This window comes from Candidatus Pantoea gossypiicola, from assembly GCF_008632075.1.
Taxonomy (GTDB): Bacteria; Pseudomonadota; Gammaproteobacteria; order Enterobacterales; family Enterobacteriaceae; genus Pantoea; species Pantoea gossypiicola.
The window spans coordinates 242,766-259,009 of the sequence record NZ_VWVM01000004.1 but is presented as its reverse complement, the minus strand read 5'-3'; the positions used below and the strand labels follow the sequence as shown (position 1 = coordinate 259,009).

11 protein-coding genes and 1 pseudogene are annotated in these 16,244 nt (G+C 53.7%); 5 read left to right on the top strand and 7 right to left on the bottom strand.

The annotated features are described in order from the left end of the window. Window positions 1-302 precede the first annotated feature (302 nt). Both F3I20_RS07495 and F3I20_RS07490 read left to right on the top strand, forming a co-directional pair. Window positions 303-3,083, top strand: a complete 2,781-nt coding sequence (locus tag F3I20_RS07495) for a flavocytochrome c (RefSeq protein ID WP_150037323.1) — start codon at window positions 303-305, stop codon at window positions 3,081-3,083. Window positions 3,084-3,145: 62 nt separating this feature from the next. After that, the gene (locus F3I20_RS07490) at window positions 3,146-4,108 is read left to right on the top strand and encodes an FAD:protein FMN transferase (protein WP_150037324.1); all 963 of its coding nucleotides are present in this window, start codon (window positions 3,146-3,148) and stop codon (window positions 4,106-4,108) included. Here F3I20_RS07490 and dcuR read toward each other — a convergent pair. Further along, complete coding sequence (gene dcuR, locus F3I20_RS07485; protein WP_033735650.1) at window positions 4,102-4,821, bottom strand: two-component system response regulator DcuR; 720 nt, start codon at window positions 4,819-4,821, stop codon at window positions 4,102-4,104. The genes F3I20_RS07490 and dcuR overlap by 7 nt on opposite strands. Beyond that, on the bottom strand, window positions 4,818-6,452 hold the full coding sequence (locus tag F3I20_RS07480) for a sensor histidine kinase (RefSeq protein ID WP_150037325.1): 1,635 nt from the start codon (window positions 6,450-6,452) through the stop codon (window positions 4,818-4,820). Before F3I20_RS07480 ends, dcuR begins: the two co-directional genes overlap by 4 nt. 306 nt (window positions 6,453-6,758) lie before the next feature. On the opposite strand from F3I20_RS07480, the gene mqo reads away from it, so the two are divergent. After that, window positions 6,759-8,408 carry a malate dehydrogenase (quinone) gene (gene mqo / locus F3I20_RS07475; RefSeq protein ID WP_150011431.1) on the top strand — a complete coding sequence of 550 codons (1,650 nt, stop codon included), beginning with the start codon at window positions 6,759-6,761 and terminating at the stop codon, window positions 8,406-8,408. Window positions 8,409-8,477: 69 nt separating this feature from the next. Here the strand turns inward: mqo and F3I20_RS07470 are convergent, their stop codons facing one another. Further along, window positions 8,478-8,789 (bottom strand): VF530 family protein, encoded by a 312-nt coding sequence (locus F3I20_RS07470; RefSeq protein WP_150037457.1) that lies wholly within the window; start codon window positions 8,787-8,789, stop codon window positions 8,478-8,480. Window positions 8,790-8,996: 207 nt separating this feature from the next. Between F3I20_RS07470 and F3I20_RS07465 the strand changes: the two are divergent. Continuing rightward, window positions 8,997-10,310: pseudogene (locus F3I20_RS07465) on the top strand (MFS transporter). A gap of 334 nt (window positions 10,311-10,644) precedes the next feature. Here the strand turns inward: F3I20_RS07465 and F3I20_RS07460 are convergent. The 4 genes from F3I20_RS07460 to F3I20_RS07445 all read right to left on the bottom strand — a co-directional run bounded on the left by F3I20_RS07460 (window position 10,645) and on the right by F3I20_RS07445 (window position 15,205). Beyond that, window positions 10,645-11,103, bottom strand: a complete 459-nt coding sequence (locus tag F3I20_RS07460) for a hypothetical protein (protein ID WP_150053486.1) — start codon at window positions 11,101-11,103, stop codon at window positions 10,645-10,647. A 187-nt stretch (window positions 11,104-11,290) separates the two neighbouring features. Further along, window positions 11,291-12,757 (bottom strand): pyridoxal phosphate-dependent decarboxylase family protein, encoded by a 1,467-nt coding sequence (locus F3I20_RS07455; protein ID WP_150011437.1) that lies wholly within the window; start codon window positions 12,755-12,757, stop codon window positions 11,291-11,293. Window positions 12,758-12,771: 14 nt separating this feature from the next. Continuing rightward, window positions 12,772-14,157 (bottom strand): diaminobutyrate--2-oxoglutarate transaminase, encoded by a 1,386-nt coding sequence (locus F3I20_RS07450; RefSeq protein WP_150011439.1) that lies wholly within the window; start codon window positions 14,155-14,157, stop codon window positions 12,772-12,774. A 463-nt stretch (window positions 14,158-14,620) separates the two neighbouring features. Next, complete coding sequence (locus F3I20_RS07445; RefSeq protein ID WP_150037327.1) at window positions 14,621-15,205, bottom strand: TetR/AcrR family transcriptional regulator; 585 nt, start codon at window positions 15,203-15,205, stop codon at window positions 14,621-14,623. A 104-nt stretch (window positions 15,206-15,309) separates the two neighbouring features. Here F3I20_RS07445 and F3I20_RS07440 point away from each other — a divergent pair, with 104 nt between their 5' ends. Further along, window positions 15,310-16,203, top strand: a complete 894-nt coding sequence (locus tag F3I20_RS07440) for an ABC transporter six-transmembrane domain-containing protein (RefSeq protein WP_150011443.1) — start codon at window positions 15,310-15,312, stop codon at window positions 16,201-16,203. Window positions 16,204-16,244: the final 41 nt, after the last annotated feature.

Here is a 16,244-nt window from a genome sequence, read left to right as displayed (position 1 = left end):
GACAAATCCCAGGAAGACCTCAGCCGAGTTTTTCATCTTAACACCATGATCATGAAGGGTAAATTATTTATGTGAATCAATGGTTGATTTTTAGTTACCTATAGTTAACAATTAATATAGCTTTACTCCCTGAATTCAGCAAATAAAACCTCTGAATCGTTTAAAAGTTAAAAAAGTAAATTTATCGCTTATGTAAGCAAAGAAAAAGGTATATTAGACACATGACATCGGACCACTTAATTAAGCGATAATTTGCGTCCGCTAAAAAATTTCCAGACTTTTAAATCTTGGAGTTTATCGCAATGAAATCTCTCACCCCCATCCTTAATCCACTTACCCTGCCTGGCGGCGCTGTATTAAAAAACCGACTGGTGATGGCCCCCATGACCACCTGTACCGGCTTTTATGACGGAACGGTCACCAGCGAACTGGTCGAGTATTACCGCGCACGTGCAGGCAGCATCGGAACTGTGATCGTTGAGTGCTGCTTTATTGATAACCGCGGCCCGGCGTTTCCGGGTGCCATTGCTATAGACAGCGACAACAAAATCCCCGGTCTGAAACGCATCGCGGATGCGATTAAATCTGAAGGCTCAACGGCCATTCTGCAGATCTATCACGGTGGCCGCATGGTCGAGCCGGAACTGATCGGCGGGAAAACCCCGGTTGCGCCGAGCGCCATTGCCGCACCGCGTGAAGGGGCAACTAAACCCCTGGCGCTAAGCGCTGAAGAAGTCGAAACCATGATCACCAAATTTGGTGATGCGGTGAACCGTGCTATCAAGGCCGGTTTCGACGGCGTCGAAATTCATGGTGCTAACACCTATCTGATTCAGCAGTTCTATTCTCCGAATTCCAACCAGCGCGATGACAAGTGGGGCGGCAGCCGCGATAACCGCGCGCGCTTCCCACTGGAGGTGCTGGAAATCACCCACAAGATGGCGGAGCGCTTCGCCCATAACTCGTTCATCATTGGCTATCGCTTCTCGCCGGAAGAGATTGAAGTGCCCGGCATCCGCTTTGACGACACCCTCTATCTGCTGGAAAAACTGGCCGCACGCGGACTCGATTATGTCCACTTCTCTGTGGGGCAGTTGCTGCGCCCGTCGATTGTCGATACGCAGGACCCGACGCCGCTGATCGAGAAGTTCGTTGCGATGCGCTCGCCTGTGCTGGCAAAAGTGCCGGTGATTGGTGTCGGCGGCGTGGTGAATAAAGCCGACGCCGAGCTGGCGCTGGAAAAAGGCTACGATCTGGTAGCGATTGGTAAAGCCTGTATCGCCTATCCGAACTGGGCTGACCGCATCATCAATAACGAACATCTCGAACTCTACATCGACAGCAATAAACGCGAAGAGCTGCAGATCCCGGAACCGCTGTGGCGCTTCTCGCTGGTTGACGCGATGATCCGCGACATGAGCGAATCGGGCCGTAAATACAAAGCGGGTGTTTACCAGGAGAAAGTGGAAGCCGAAGCGCTGAAGCTAAAAATCAACGTCACACTGGATACCGACCGTATTACCGACATTTCGCTGGTGCCGGACGACACGCTGGATGTGGACTTCACCACCACCTTTGAAAGCCTGCGTAACCGCATTCTGGTGGCTAACAGTCCCCACGTTGATGCGATTACCGGCGCGACCACCCAGAGTGAAGCGCTGAAAAAAGCGGTTTCCCGTGCGCTGACTACCTCCAGCAAAGAGCATGTGATTGAAGAGGGTGGTAACCCTAACGCACCGCAGAACTACGATGTGGTGGTTGTGGGCAGCGGCGGTGCCGGTCTGGCGGCCGCGATTCAGGCGCACGATGAAGGCGCACGTGTGGTTATCATCGAGAAGATGCCGACCATTGGCGGCAACACCATCAAAGCATCTGTGGGCATGAACGCGGCTGAAACCCGTTTCCAGAAACTTAAAGGCATCGAAGACAGCAAAGAGCTGTTCTATGAAGAGACGCTCAAAGGCGGACAGTTCAAAAACAACCCGGTATTGCTGCGCGAGTTTGTTGACCTGGCGCCTGAGGCGATTGAGTGGCTGGCCGGTAAAGGCATTGAGCTTAACGACATCACCATTACCGGCGGAATGAGCATCGACCGTACGCACCGTCCGGCTGACCGCTCAGCGGTGGGTGGCTTCCTGATTAGCGGCCTGGTAAAAAACATCAACAGCCGCAACATCGAAGTTCTGCTGGAAACCTCAGTTGCCGAGATCCTCTATGAGAATGGCGCAGTCGCGGGCGTGAAAGTAGTCGATGAATATAACGACAGCCGTATTCTGAACGCTAAAAGCGTGATTGTGGCAACCGGTGGCTTCAGTGCGAACCGTGAGCTGGTGGTGAAATACCGTCCTGAACTGGATGGCTTCGTGACTACCAACCACGCAGGCGCGACCGGTAGCGGCATTGCGATGTTGCAGAAAATTGGTGCCGATACCGTGGATATGAAGGAAATCCAGATTCACCCAACGGTTGAGCAGACCACCTCTTATCTGGTCTCTGAATCGATTCGCGGCGGCGGTGCTATCCTGGTCAGTCAGGCTGGCAAGCGTTTCTACAACGAAATGGAGACCCGCGATAAAGTCTCGGCGCAGATTATTGCGCTGCCAGAGAAGAGTGCCTGGATTGTGTTTGACGAGCAGGTGCGTATGAACAACAAAGCGGCTGACGAGTACATCGCCAAGGGCTTTGTGGTCAGCGCGCCAACCGTGGCGGAACTGGCGGTGAAACTTAACATGAGTGAGCATCACACGCTGGAAGCGACGCTGGCGCGTTACAACAACTTTGTGATGATGCAGAAAGACGAAGACTTCGGTCGCCAGACTGCGCTGCGTCATCCGCTGAGCGAAGCGCCATTCTACGCGATTCGTGTCGCTCCGGGCGTGCACCACACTATGGGCGGCGTCACCATCGATACCACCACCGCGGTGCTGGACAGCCAGAAACAGGTAATTAACGGTGCCTGGGCGTGTGGCGAGGTGGTTGGCGGCATTCATGGCGCGAACCGTATTGGCGGTAACGCCGTTGCAGATATCATCATCTTCGGTATCCTGGCTGGCGGTAACGCCGCTGCCTACGCCCGACGTTAACGGCAGTCTCCGGCATCCGCATCCTGCGGGTGCCGGTTTTTCCTTTTAAAGCAGAGTCGCCTATGTTAACTGATGCGCGTGTCTATGCTTACTCCGCTGTATTAATGGGTTCGCCCATCCTGCTCAAACTCTTCGAAGACAACCAGACGCTGGCCAGGCAGGTTTTTCGCCTGATCAAACAACAGGAGAATCTCTTCACCGTCAATCGCGCGGCATCGGAAGTTATGGCGATTAACCACGCGGCAGGGGAGCATGCGGTGGTCGTCAGTCAGCCGGTGTTTGATTTGATCGCCTGTGCGCATGCGGTGAGCCTTTTGCCTGACAGCCTGTTTAATCTGGCTATCGGTCCGCTGGTGAAGTGCTGGAAAATTGGTTTTCAGGGCCACAGCGTTCCATCAGAAGCCGATCTTCAGGCGCGCATGACGCTGATTAATCCGCAGGACGTCATCCTTGATGCTGCCACCCGCAGCGTGATGCTGGCACGTTCAGGAATGGAGATTGACCTGGGTGCCATCGCCAAGGGCTATATCGCCGACGTAGTCCAGGCTTTTTTGCGCCAGCAGCAGGTCAGCAGTGCGTTGATTAATCTGGGCGGCAACGTCCAGACGGTGGGCGCACCGCCAGAAGCTCCAGGCTGGGCAATCGGTCTGAAGAAGCCGTTTGGTGAAGCCGATGCGCTGATCGGTGTCATCGGTGTCAACAATCGCTCGGTCGTGACGTCCGGTATCTATGAGCGCTATTTCGAGCTGGATGAGGTCTGTTATCACCACATCCTTGATCCACAGACCGGTTATCCGCTGGATAACGAGCTGCTGAGCGTGACCGTGATTTCCGATCGCTCGCTGGATGGCGACATCTACACGACGCTGCTGTACGGACTGGGCGTAGAAAAGGGTATCGCCTGCCTTGCCGACAAACCGGGCATTGAAGCTATCTTTGTGACCCGTGACAGGCAGATCATCTGCTCGTCACAACGTCACTTTTCGTTTCAGTTACTCGACACGGACTACCGGCTGGTTCACTGACAGTATTGTTTGAGTAAGGTGTGATACTCCGGCTGCAGACGATAACGGTAAACCGGACGGCCCGTGACCCCATAATGAATGCTGGTGAACAGAATATTAATCTGCGCCAGCCAGATCAGGTATTTACGGCACGAAACGCGTGAGATATTCACTTCGGTCGCCAGTTCGTCGGTAGAGAACTCAGTGCCGGGATGGGCGTCGATCCACAGGCACAGCGTACGCAGCGTCTGCGGCGTTAACCCTTTCGGCAGGCGTTTCTGTTCGCTGGCACCAGGCGGATTACCATGCAACAGCTGATCAACGTCCGACTGCTGATAGAACTGATGATTATCCATCAGCGATTTTTTCTGCCGCCAGCCGGTCAGCGCCTCTTCAAAGCGGGCAAACTGGAAAGGCTTGATCAGGTAATCCACCACGCCATAGTTGAGCGAAGTCTTGATCGTGGCGGCATCTGCCGCTGATGAGATAATAATCACGTCAACCGGGCGTCCTGCGCTGCGCAGCTCTGGCAGCAGATCAAGACCGTTTTCCTGCTGCATATAGATGTCGAGCAGGATCAGATCAACCTGTGGTTCAGCCTCGGCCAGCCGCTCTTTGGCCTGCTGTAAGGTTGAGGCCGTGCCGCAGCAGGTAAAACCTGGGATCTGCCCGATATAACAGCGATTCAGCTCGGCTACCATGGCGTCATCATCGACAACTAACACATTGATCATTGGGTAATCATTCCTCTCTCCCACGGAAGTTGCACTAAAAATTGGGTAAATACACCGGGTTCCGACTCGACACTGACATTGCCGCCCAGGCTTTCGGTCTGCTGCTTAACCAGAAACAGTCCGACACCGCGATCGTCACCTTTTGACGAGACGCCGCGCTCAAAAATGGCGCTGAGCTGCGAGCTGTCTATACCTGGCCCGTCATCACTTACTTCGCAGGCCAGCCAGCCATTCTGATAATGCAGCATGAGGTGAATTTCCCCTTCGGTTTCCGGGTCCAGCGCCTCAAGGGCATTTTCAATTAAATTGCCCAGCACGGTAATCAGAACTGCGCTCTGCTCCTCGCTGCCGCAGTCAGGCAGAAAACTCGCCTCATCGATAATCAACTGATGACCTTCATCGGTTACCCGGTTGATTTTGCTAAGCAGGAAGCCGGCAATGATCGGCGATTTGATCTTTTGCAGCAGCGAACCGATCTCCGTCTGATAGGCGTTAGCGGTTTTCAGTATGTACTCTTCCATCTGTGCATAATTTTTCATATGCAGCAGGCCCAGAATCACATGCAGCTTGTTCATGAACTCATGGGACCGCTCACGTAAAGCATCCACATAGTTTACCATGCCGTCCAGACGCTGCATCAGCTGGCTGATTTCGGTCTTATCCCTGAAGGTGGTTACCGCGCCGATAATGCGGTCACGACTTCGCACCGGAACGGTGTTGCTAATCAGGATACGATTACCCAGCGTCAGCTCCTGATCGTGCCAGGCTTTGCCCGCATGCAGCGCATCCTGCTGATGACGATGCATGACGCTCTCCTCAGCAATCCGATCACCGTTTAACGGCATCCTGCGGGTGGTCTCATGCAGCAGCTGCTGAGCCGCGTGGTTAATCAGGCTGACGCGTGACTGATCATCGACCGCAATCACCCCTTCTTTAATGGAATTCAGGATCGCCTGACGCTGTTCAAACAGGCTGGAGATTTCGTGCGGCTCCAGGCCAAGCAGTATTTTCTTGAGTCGCCTGACCAGAATGAGCATACCCAGTAACCCGACCACGCCGCCAAACAGGACGGTCCAGACGATATTCCAGCGGCTATTCGCTATCTGGGCCGCCACATCATTCAGCGCAATGCCGATTGCCACCACGCCAATCTGCTGATGCTGCGCGTTATAAACCGGCGTAAAGACCCGCAGTGCTTCCACCAGCACGCCATGATTGACCGCCACATTTTCCCGGCCACTCAGCGTGGGATAGATGTCATTGCCGACAAAATGTTTGCCGATCACCGCGGCATTCGGATGTGAAAAGCGAATACCGCGCATATCCGTCACCACCACAAACAGCAGGCCGTTGCGTTTGCGCGCAGCTTCCGCCAGCGGCTGAATCTGGCTGCTGCCGTCTGGCAACAATAACCCGCGCTGCACTTCCGGGCTGTCTGCCAGCGTACGCGCCACTGCCATCGCTTTATCTTTAAGATGCGACTGTGCAAAGTTATCAATCTGAACGAAATAGAGCAGATGGACAGCGAGCAGCACGGTAACGATCACCGCAGTCATCATCAGGGTGGTCAGGGTACTGAGTTTCATGGGTTGTTTAGTCACGGCATGTCGGTTCTGTGGTTGGCTTGTCATCGCTGTTCAGCACGGGTAGGGAATCGGCTTGAAACATACGCTAACTCACCGCTTCAGTACAGTTTTAGCGGTCTGCGCACGGGCAACAGAGCAATAACAATATTTGGGTTAGGGGATTGTATAATTCAAAGGACACCCTTAATGTGTGGTTAAAATATGTGAGCAATTCAGTAAGCCTTTTGTAATTAAATTAAGGCTAAATTGCTATTTTTAATTTTATAACTATTTTCACATTAACTCACAAATAACATTATTTTAAACTTTAAGGACTTTTTTTAACCAGTACCGTCCGAGCTGTAGATTAAAATGATGAATTCAAAGAAAGTTATTCCCACTCTTTCCCTCGCGGCCTTGTTAGTTTCTTCAGCCCTCCACGCTGAGACCTCACCAGAGAAAACCGATGTCCTGTTGATTGGCGGCGGCATTATGAGTGCCTCCATGGGCACCATGCTGGAAGAGCTGCAGCCTGGCTGGAAACAGATCATGGTCGAGAAGCTGGATGGCGTGGCGCTGGAATCCTCTAACGGCTGGAATAACGCCGGTACCGGTCACTCTGCCAACATGGAGCTGAACTATACGCCTGAGCGTAAAGATGGTTCGATTGACGTGTCCAAAGCGCTGGAAATCAATGAAGCGTTTATGGTGTCTCGCCAGTTCTGGAGCGCTCAGATTAAAGAGGGCGTACTGCACGACCCGCGCTCTTTCATCAACTCAACGCCACACATGAGTTTTGTCTGGGGCGACAACGTCGACTTCCTGACCAAGCGCTATGCGGCACTGCAGAAAACGGCGCTGTTCCAGGGCATGAAGTTCTCTACCGATCACAAACAGATCGCGCAGTGGGCACCGCTGGTGATGGAAGGTCGTGATCCACAGCAGAAAGTGGCTGCCACCTGGACACCAGTGGGTACCGACGTTAACTACGGTGAAATTACCCGTCAGCTGATCGGCAGCCTGAAGAAGAATGACAACTTCCGTCTGGAAACCTCCTCTGAAGTTACCGATTTCAAACGTAACGGCGACAACTCCTGGCACGTCACGATTAAAGATGCCAAAAACGGCAGTGAACGTGCGGTTGACGCGAAATATGTCTTCATCGGTGCAGGCGGCGGTGCGCTGAAATTACTGCAGAAGACCGGCATCCCGGAAGCAGATAACTATGCAGGCTTCCCGGTCGGTGGTTCATTCCTGGTTACCGAAAACAGTGCCATTGCCGATCGTCATCTGGCAAAAGTTTATGGCCAGGCGTCAACCGGTGCACCGCCGATGTCCGTTCCGCATCTGGATACCCGTTATCTGGATGGCAAACGCGTCGTGCTGTTTGGACCGTTTGCGACCTTCTCAACCAAGTTCCTGAAAAACGGCTCGCTGTTTGATTTGCTGAGCACCACCACTACCCATAACATCGTGCCAATGACCGATGTGGGTATGGATAACTTCGACCTGGTGAAATACCTGATCGGACAGGTGATGCTGAGTGATGAAGATCGCTTCGAGTCGCTGAAAGAGTACTACCCGGACGCGAAGAAAGAGGACTGGAAACTGATTCAGGCCGGTCAGCGTGTACAGATTATCAAGAAAGATGCTGACAAAGGTGGCGTGCTGAAGCTGGGAACAGAAATTGTGACCGATCAGCAGAAAACCGTGGCGGCTCTGCTGGGTGCTTCTCCTGGTGCATCAACCGCAGCGCCAATCTCTCTGAGCGTTATGCAGAAACTGTTCCCGGAAGAGTTCAAATCACCGGAATGGCAGGCGAAGATCCACAAAATGATCCCAGGCTACGGTCAGAAACTGAATGACAACGTGCCGTTGCTGCAGCAGGTCTGGAATGAGACCGCAGCGACCCTGCAGCTGACCACGCCGCCCGTGATCAACATGGAAGGCAAAACCGCAGACGCGCCGGCAGCACAGCCGCAGCAGGCTGCGCCTTCAGCGAAACACGACATGGCGCTGTAACAGCAGCCTGATGTAAAAAAAACCGCCCAGGTTAGCCTGTGCGGGTTTTTTATTGCTTCGTTGTCAGTGTTACTCCGGCGTGTTAACGCGCCACTTGCTCCAGGGATCTTCAGCGGGTGCCTGTTCGGTTTCTTCAGCCGGTTCGTCACGTGCTGCCGGTTGCGCGTTTAACGAGGCCAGATAGAGCGCTTCCACTTCCCCGCGCGCCCAGGGCGTACGGCGTAAAAACTTCAGGCTCGATTTAAGGCTGGGATCGCTTTTAAAGCAGTTAATGTTGATCCGTTTTGCCATCTCTGCCCAGCCATACTGTGCGACCAGACTGTTTATCTGCATCTCCAGCGTGACGCCATGCAGAGGATCTTTTGAGGTGTGTGCGTTCATCATCTATCCGCCTGATTCATTTAATGCCGCACATCCTGACGCTCGCAAAGCGGTTGTGCAAGAACTGAAGGTGAAAAAGAGCGTGTGGGGGTGTGCAACCGCAGATTTATGTGCCTGAAGTAACGCGACGGGCAGAAGTTTGCGCAGATGAGCAGCGATTGTGGTAATCATAAGCGGCTGATGAGGCTTTAAAAAGGATCGCCTGTTATGCCTGTCCCTGCTGATAATCTGCTCTCCTCCGCCAGCCGAAAACGTGCTCTGCTTGCCGGTTCGGTCGGTAATTTCATTGAATGGTATGAGTTTGCGGTCTATGGCTTTCTTGCCACCGTGATTGCGCAGAACTTTTTCCGGCTGGAAGGCGACTCCGCGCTGACCGGGCTGCTGCTGACCTACGCGTCGTTTGCCATCGCTTTTTTCTTCCGTCCATTGGGTGCGATTGTTTTTGGCCGGATGGGGGATCGCATCGGGCGAAAACCCACGCTGATTTTTGTATTGATTATGATGACGCTGGCGACAGCCGCCATCGGTCTGGTTCCGACCTATGCTCAACTGGGTATCCTGGCACCGCTGCTCGTTACCGGCCTGCGTATCCTGCAGGGCCTGTTCGCAGGAGGCGAGTATGGTGGGGCGGTGTCGCTGATGACCGAGTTTGCACCACGCGGAAAGCGCGGCCTGTATGGCGCGTGGCAATCCTTTACCGTGGCGCTGGGATTACTGGCAGGCGCGGGCATAGTGGCGTTGCTCTCAGTGCTGCTGACGCCAGAGCAGATGCTGAGCTGGGGCTGGCGCATCCCATTCTTTATCGCACTGCCGCTGGGGGCGCTGGCACTCTGGCTGCGGGTGCAGATGGAAGAGACGCCCGCATTTGTTCAGCAGCAGGCACAGCCCTAGGCAAAAGTGAACGCCAGCCTGGGTGATACGCTGAAAACGATTCTGCTCGGTATCTGCCGGCTGATGGTGTGGTCGGCGGCAGGTTACACCTGGCTGGTGATTATGCCGACTTATCTGCAGGCATCACTGCACACCGGCTTTAACCAGGCTCTGCTGATTGCCGTGATATCGAACCTCGGTTTTGCCGCCACCATCATCCCGGCCGGAATGCTGAGCGACAGGATTGGCCGCCGCGCCGTGATGGTCTCAGCAGCGGTGTTGCTGCTGGTGCTCTCTCTGCCGCTGCTCAACGTTTTGCAGGCAGAGAGTTCCGGACTGCTGCTGAAGGCGCTGGTAGTCTTTATTGCTGGTGGCGTGGTCGGGTTGCTGGCGGGGCCGGGGCCCGCAATGCTGGCTGAGATGTTTCCGACACGCGTGCGTTACACCGGGCTGGGCCTGGCCTATTCGCTCTCCAACGCGGTCTTTTCCGGCTGCGCCGGATTGATTATTACCAGCCTGATTAAAGAGACCGGTAACCCTGATATTCCCGCCTGGTATGTGATGGTGACTGCGCTGGTCAGTATTGTTGCGTTGATGACGCTGAATAAAAATGATCATCTGCGGCTGCTGGATGAGCCGCCGTCGCGCTAAGTTCTGGATGGGGAATAGAGCGGCAGAGAGTAATCCGACAGGCTGCCTGTGCATCCGGCAGCCTGTTAGCGTTACCGCCCGCAAGGGTGCAGGCGTTGGTTATTCAGAACAGATTAGCGATCCTGCGATGACGATAAACTGAAAACCTGATCGCGCGAGCGGACTTTATCAGCATGGTTATCGGCAATAATAATCACAGCCGCCATAACCAGGCCCATAATAATGATAATTAATTTACGCAGCAGCATAAGTCATTACTCCTGTTGAATGAACTAACCCAGGCGAATAGCCGATATTTGGAGTTAATCAAAGAGTTAATTTGAATATTGGTCAATTATGGCTGAAAGATAAACGTTATTTTTTGATCGCGATGCGGTTTCTCAATATCACATGAAATAAAAATGTTATGCGGGTTCAATATTAAACGCGGGATAAACAGGTTCATTAAATCCGCCGGTTTCTCTTGCGCGCGCGTTTGATCCGTTAAAATTGAACATACAGGGGTACGCCGTGATGGCATTGCTAAAAGCAACAAGCAGGAGACCAGAATCTGGCTGGCTGGCTGGCTGGCGGTGACGAGCTGATCCCGGTGCAGGCAATTTTCTATAAATGATTCTAATACGGTGCTGTTTTTACGGCTGACTATTCCGGGATCGGGAAGCGCATTAATTAAAACCCTCATCAACCTGCTCATCAATAAGCATTTCAGCCGCTTCGTGTTTTGAATGTGATCCTGCATGCGACCCAGCGCATCGACGCGTGACTCGGATAGAGCATCATGCCAGACATCCACGCCATGACTCTGACATATCTCGATTTTTGCACCGAATGGATCGGTCAGTGCAAGACCAGTGATGAAGAGGCCAGGTAACGGATCGGAGGGTCAGGGATGAACAGGTCATCATGATACTGAAAGCAAAAAGAGCGGCAGAAAAAAAGGCGCCCGAAGGCGCCTCTGTGGTGTGAAACGATGTGATGAATTACACCAGCTGCTGTGCCGTTTTTTCCACCAGCGTCAGCAACACCTTAATATCTTCCAGCGTTACCGTTGGGTTCAGCAGGGTCATCTTCAGACAGGTAACGCCATCGTGCTCGGTCACGCCGACGTTAGCGCGGCCTGACTCCAGCAGGGCATCTCCGATGCGCTGGTTCAGCAGGGCGATATCCGCGCTGCTGAGGTGCGCCAGATGCGCCGGACGATAGCGGAACAGCACGCTGGCCAGCTGCGGTTTCATCACCAGCTCCAGAGCAGACTGCTCTTCAACATACTGTGCTACCTGCTGTGCCAGTGTCACACCGTGATCGATAATTTCGGCGTACTGCTTCTGACCCAGCGCTTCCAGCCCCATCCACAGTTTCAGTGCATCAAAACGACGGGTCGTCTGCAGCGATTTGGAGACCAGATTCGGCACGCCCTGTGCTTCATCAAACTCCGAGTTCAGGTAGGCCGCCTGGTAGCGCATCAGCTCATAGTGACGCGCTTCCTTCAGCAGGAAGGCACCACAGCTGATGGTCTGGAAGAACTGCTTGTGGAAGTCCAGCGTAATGGAGTCGACCAGCTCAATGCCATCCAGATAGTCACGATACTTCTCTGACAGCAGCAGCGCGCCGCCCCAGGCCGCATCGACGTGCACCCAGATGTTCTCTTCCGCCGCCAGCGCCGCGATTTCACGCAGCGGATCGATTGCACCGGCATCGGTCGTTCCTGCCGTGGCAACGATCGCCAGAATGTTTTCGCCGTTAGCTTTGGATGCGGCCAGTTTCTGACGCAGGTCATCCATGTCCATGCGGGCAAACCGATCACATTTGACCTGTGTAACGGACTGATAGCCCAGACCTAGCAGAGCCATATTCTTCTGTACGGAGAAGTGCGCGTTCTCTGAGCAGAAGACTTTAATCTTCTTCAGATCGCCGGTTAAACCATCCTGCTGAACAGAATGACCCTGACGCGCAAACCAGGCGTCACGCGCCAGCATCAGACCCATCAGGTTACTCTGGGTACCGCCGCTGGTGAAGACGCCCGCATCGCCAGGCTGATAACCCACCTGGGTGCGCAGCCACTCAATCAGCTTCATCTCAATCAGGGTGGCAGACGGTGCCTGGTCCCATGAATCCATGCTCTGGTTGGTGGCGTTGATCAGCACTTCCGCCGCCTGGCTGATGACCAGGCTTGGACAGTGCAGGTGCGCCACACACTGCGGATGATGCACCGACAGGCTGTCTTTGAGGAAATACTCAATGGCGCGTTCAATCGCGGCCTGGTTACCCAGGCCCTGAGGATTGAAGTCCAGCGTGATGCGCTCGCGCAGCTCTGCGACGGTTTTTCCCTGATACATCTCAGGTTGTTCCAGCCACTTAACGACGGCCGCGCTACTCTGGGCAATCGCCTGCTGGTAGGCCTCGGTACTCTGTGCTGAGGCCGCCAGAATCGGGTTTAACCGGGACATTGCATTCACTCCACTTAAACTGCTTTCACGCCAGCGGACAGCAGGGCGTTTTCAAATTTATCCAGGAACACGTCCAGTTCTGCATCTGTGATCAGCAGGGAAGGCAGCAGACGTAAAACGCTGCCGTGACGTCCGCCACGCTCCAGAATCAGGCCGTTCTCAAAACATTTTTTCTGTACCAGTGCAGACAGTTCGCCGTCGGCCGGGAAGCTGCCCATATGGTCAGCAGGCTCATCGGGTTTTACCAGCTCAATGCCGATCATCAGACCCAGACCACGCACGTTGCCAATAACCGGGTAACGCTGCTGCAGCTCGCCCAGTTTGCCTTTCAGCCATTCGCCCTGTGCCGCGACTTTGTCAGCGATGTTATTGTCTTTCAGCAGCTTCAGCGTGGTCAGGCCGGTCGCCATTGCCAGCTGGTTGCCACGGAAGGTGCCGGTGTGGTGACCAGGAGACCAGGCGTCGAACTCTTTCTTAATGCCCAGTACCGCCAGTGGCAGACCGCCGCCGACCGCTTTAGACATCACGATGACGTCTGGCTCAATACCCGCGTGCTCAAAGGCGAAGAATTTACCGGTACGGGCAATACCCGCCTGGACTTCGTCGATGATCAGCAGAATGCCGTGCTCTTTGGTCACTTTGCGGATGCGCTGCAGCCACTCAGCCGGTGCCGGGTTAACCCCGCCTTCACCCTGAACCGCTTCCAGAATCACCGCCGCAGGTTTGCGAACGCCGCTTTCAACGTCATTAATCAGGTTTTCGAAGTAGTAGGTCAGCGCTTTCACGCCTGCTTCACCGCCAATGCCCAGCGGGCAGCGATAAAGATGCGGATAAGGCATGAACTGCACTTCCGGCATCATGCCGTCTACGGCTTCTTTCGGTGACAGGTTGCCGGTGACTGACAGCGCGCCGTGGGTCATACCGTGATAGGCACCTGAGAAGCTGATGATACCGGAACGACCGGTGTGCTTTTTCGCCAGTTTCAGCGCCGCTTCAACGGCATCTGCGCCGGACGGGCCGGTAAACTGCAGGCAGTACTCTTTGCCCTGACCCGGTAATAACGAGAGCAGGTACTCAGAGAACTCATCCTTTAACGGCGTAGTTAAATCGAGAGTATGTAACGGCAAGCCGCTGGTAATGACATGTTGAATGCTCTGCAGAACGTCTGGATGGTTATGACCCAACGCCAGCGTTCCGGCACCGGCAAGACAGTCGAGATACTGATTATTCTCGACGTCGGTGATCCAGACACCCTGAGCTTTCGCAATCGCGAACGGCAATTTGCGAGGATAACTTCGAACGTTTGATTCAAATTCAGCCTGACGGGCTAAATAGGTTTCGTTGGTTGCGTTTAAGTTCTGTGCATTCAAACTATCAATACGGACTTTATCCGTCATCATATCTCTCCTACAACCGGGACGGGCGTAGCGTCACAGTTGAATAAATGAATTAAAATGGGTGGCTATGTGTAAAGCGCGGCCAATATAGGTGTTTTTCAGGTCCGACTCAATGATTAATTTTATCGGAAGATAACGGATTCTTTGTTATAGGAATCAATCAGTTGGTGGGTTTATGACCGCATGCATTATTGCCGCTACGTTAACGACTTTCTAATAAATGGCGTAAAAACACCAGCTTACCCGTTTCACCAGGCGCTAAGTCAATGATAATAATCTGTGTAAACAGCTGTTTCCGGCAAAAAACGCTATCAAAAAGGGAGCTTTTCAGACGTAAAAAGCATAAGTCAGCTTAACTGACGAACTCGCATTTATAGCCGCTTAAAACTGCACGCTAATTAAAATAATAAACCTTTCTTTAACATTTAATTAATGTATGGCGAAAGGTAAACCGTATTAACCGGGATTAACGGCATGGCCCCAGGGCAAATTCAACAAACTGGTTGAGGTCTGCCATAGCTTCGCGAGCTTTAGATTCTGAAGGATTTATCGTCAGTAAATCCGCATAACCGTTCAGCATAGCGCTAATTTGCCTGGCGGTGCGGGGAACATCATCACACCGTAGTGTGCCGTCGGTGACGCCGTCACGGATAATCCCCTCCATCAGTGCCTGCCACACTTCAGTCATCTCTTCAGCCAGTGCAGCATATGCGTCATTGTGCGCAGCCATCTGCCAGAAAGAGGCATAGAGCTGCCAGGTAGCATCCGGTGCACTCGGCAGATGGCTTTCAAACAGGGTATTCAGCCGCTGACGCGGTGTGAGCAAGGCCAGTGTGTCGGCAAAATTTTCAAAATCAACCCGCATAAAGCGTTCCAGCGCCGCCAGGCAGAGTGTCTGCCAGTTGCTGAAGTAGTGGTAAATATGACTGCGTGAAATACCTACCGACTCGGTGAGTTCACGGGTGGTCACTTTTTCGATCCCTTTCTCAACAAACAGCACTATCGCTGCATCCAGGATTTTGGTTCTCAGTACCTCGGCCGACTCTTTCATTATTCTCTCTATCACTGCCACGTTGACTTTGAGCAACCGCTCAAATAGACTGTTTTTCGTACTTGAGCAACCGCTCAAGAGTGACTCTATCAGAAACAGAAACTATGTCTTCCTCAAAAACGATCCTGCCCGTTGCGGCTCCCCGCAGCGCTATTCTGACATTAAAAATGCTTGGCCGCCGCCATAGCCGCAAGCTATTCCTCACGCTGCTGCTGGTAGTGGCGGAAAACGTCATGTACCTGCTTTATCCGCTGCTGGCGGGCTTCGCTATCAACGCCATACTCTCCGGCAGGACCTGGCATGCGGTGCTCTATGCGGCGATGGTCTTTACCATGTGGGCCATCGGTGCAGCGCGGCGCAGTGTCGATACCCGTACCTTTGCCCGCATCTATGCTGAGCTGGCCGTGCCGGTGATTGTGGCACAGCGCAGCGAAAAACAGAGCGCGTCGACGATTGCTGCGCGGGTGGCGCTGTCTCGCGAGTTTGTCGACTTTTTCGAGAAGCATCTGCCTGTGCTGATTACTTCGCTGGCATCAATGACCGGTGCGTCAGTAATGCTGCTGGCTATCGAGTTCTGGACCGGCGCAGCCTGTCTGGGGATCCTGCTGTTCTTCGCCTGTTTCCTGCCGGGGTTTACCCGCAAGAACGATGCGCTGTTTGGCCGTCTTAACAACCGGCTGGAGAGAGAAGTAAGCTTTGTCAGCAACGCGAACGCCGCGTCACTGGGCCGGCACTATGGCGTGCTGGCCAGTCTGCGGATCCGCCTCTCGGATCGGGAAGCGTGCGGTTATCTGGCCATCGGTAGCGTGGCGGCACTGTTGTTCGCAGTCACCATCGCAGTCATGTCGGGCCGTGGCGGCACCGATGCGGGTCATATCTATTCGGTAATGACCTATATGTGGATGTTTGCCATGAGCCTGGATGATGCTCCTCAGCTGCTGGAGAAATATTCCCAGCTCAAAGACATTGGCCGTCGGGTAAATACCGGCATGCACTGATTTTGCCGATCTCAGGCACAGAGCTGAAGCAACCGCCGGAC

What these genes read in the sequence shown, in the direction of transcription:
- F3I20_RS07495 (WP_150037323.1), top strand. Translation starts at nt 303, where the DNA reads ATGAAATCTCTCACCCCCATCCTTAATCCACTTACCCTGCCTGGCGGC.
- F3I20_RS07490 (WP_150037324.1), top strand. Translation starts at nt 3,146, where the DNA reads ATGTTAACTGATGCGCGTGTCTATGCTTACTCCGCTGTATTAATGGGT.
- dcuR (WP_033735650.1), bottom strand. Translation starts at nt 4,821, where the DNA reads ATGATCAATGTGTTAGTTGTCGATGATGACGCCATGGTAGCCGAGCTG.
- F3I20_RS07480 (WP_150037325.1), bottom strand. Translation starts at nt 6,452, where the DNA reads ATGACAAGCCAACCACAGAACCGACATGCCGTGACTAAACAACCCATG.
- mqo (WP_150011431.1), top strand. Translation starts at nt 6,759, where the DNA reads ATGATGAATTCAAAGAAAGTTATTCCCACTCTTTCCCTCGCGGCCTTG.
- F3I20_RS07470 (WP_150037457.1), bottom strand. Translation starts at nt 8,789, where the DNA reads ATGAACGCACACACCTCAAAAGATCCTCTGCATGGCGTCACGCTGGAG.
- F3I20_RS07455 (WP_150011437.1), bottom strand. Translation starts at nt 12,757, where the DNA reads ATGTCCCGGTTAAACCCGATTCTGGCGGCCTCAGCACAGAGTACCGAG.
- F3I20_RS07450 (WP_150011439.1), bottom strand. Translation starts at nt 14,157, where the DNA reads ATGATGACGGATAAAGTCCGTATTGATAGTTTGAATGCACAGAACTTA.
- F3I20_RS07445 (WP_150037327.1), bottom strand. Translation starts at nt 15,205, where the DNA reads ATGAAAGAGTCGGCCGAGGTACTGAGAACCAAAATCCTGGATGCAGCG.
- F3I20_RS07440 (WP_150011443.1), top strand. Translation starts at nt 15,310, where the DNA reads ATGTCTTCCTCAAAAACGATCCTGCCCGTTGCGGCTCCCCGCAGCGCT.